The organism is Thermoactinomyces sp. CICC 10735 (assembly GCF_016055175.1).
GTDB lineage: Bacteria > Bacillota > Bacilli > Thermoactinomycetales > Thermoactinomycetaceae > Thermoactinomyces > Thermoactinomyces vulgaris.
The window spans coordinates 1-1,180 of record NZ_JAECVT010000012.1 but is presented as its reverse complement, the minus strand read 5'-3'; the positions used below and the strand labels follow the sequence as shown (position 1 = coordinate 1,180).

The window sequence follows — 1,180 nt, the reverse complement described above, 5'->3', positions numbered from 1 at the left end:
AACAAGGTATCCCTACCGGAAGGTGGGGATGGATCACCTCCTTTCTAAGGAGCTCATTTCGAGCAAAAACGTTTCAAAGAGTCATGTCTCACACTCTTTAGTTTTGAAGGAATACGAAGGAATACACGGAAACCTCTGTTATCAAAAGATAACAGAGGTTTTTTGTTTTTTTCTTTGCAGGGGAAGAAATTCCGTTTAAAATAAACAAATAGAAATATTATAGAAAGTGGAGAGGAAAAACTGAATGGTTGAAGTCTTGAATACTGACTGGGGCAACGTGTTGCGGGAAGAGTTTGAAAAGCCGTATTTTGAAAAACTGTGGAAATTTGTGATGGAAGAGTATCAAGAGCAGGTTGTTTATCCGAAAAAAGAAGATATTTTTTCTGCATTGCAATTAACTTCTTACCAGGATACAAAAGCGGTGATCCTTGGCCAGGATCCTTATCACGGTCCGGGACAAGCGCACGGGCTCAGCTTTTCCGTGAAACCAGGCGTAAAATTACCGCCTTCTTTGAAAAACATCTTTAAAGAATTGAATGATGATCTGGGTTATGATATTCCAAATCACGGCTATTTGGAAAAATGGGCGAAACAAGGGGTTCTGATGTTAAACACGGTGCTCACGGTGAGAGAGAAAAAGCCGAATTCACATAAAGGGAAAGGCTGGGAACAATTTACCGATCAAGTGATAAAAAAACTGAATGAACGTGAAAAGCCGGTTGTTTTTATTTTATGGGGAAGACATGCCCAAGAGAAGAAAAAATGGATCGATACCAAGCGGCATTATGTGATTGAGTCGGCGCATCCCAGTCCTTTTTCTGCCCGGAAAGGTTTTTTTGGAAGCAAACCTTTTTCTAAAACCAATGAGATATTACAAAAAATAAATGAGGATCCCATTGATTGGGAAATTCCTTCCTTATAGCCAGTAATCCGCCAGTTTTCTGGCGGATTTTCATTTGCTGGCAACAATTTTTTATAGGAAATAAAAAAGAACAAAAAAAGGGTTGCATTTATTTTTTATGCATGATATATTACTAAATGTCGCCGCGAGGCGATGGAAACAATGAAAAAACGACGCACCTTGAAAATGAGATATGGAAGAAGCAAGACGAGGTTGAAGAAGCTCGTTTGACGAGAATCTTCACACGTCGCTTGTCAAGTTGCAATCACCGGGAGAAGT

1 protein-coding gene is annotated in these 1,180 nt (G+C 39.6%); it reads left to right on the top strand.

All coding sequences use genetic code 11. From position 1 onward, the window contains the following. Window positions 1–244: 244 nt before the first annotated feature. Entirely contained in the window at window positions 245–922 is a 678-nt protein-coding gene (locus tag I8U23_RS13315) for a uracil-DNA glycosylase (RefSeq protein WP_037998456.1), read from the top strand. Window positions 923–1,180: the final 258 nt, after the last annotated feature.

What these genes read in the sequence shown, in the direction of transcription:
- I8U23_RS13315 (WP_037998456.1), top strand. Translation starts at nt 245, where the DNA reads ATGGTTGAAGTCTTGAATACTGACTGGGGCAACGTGTTGCGGGAAGAG.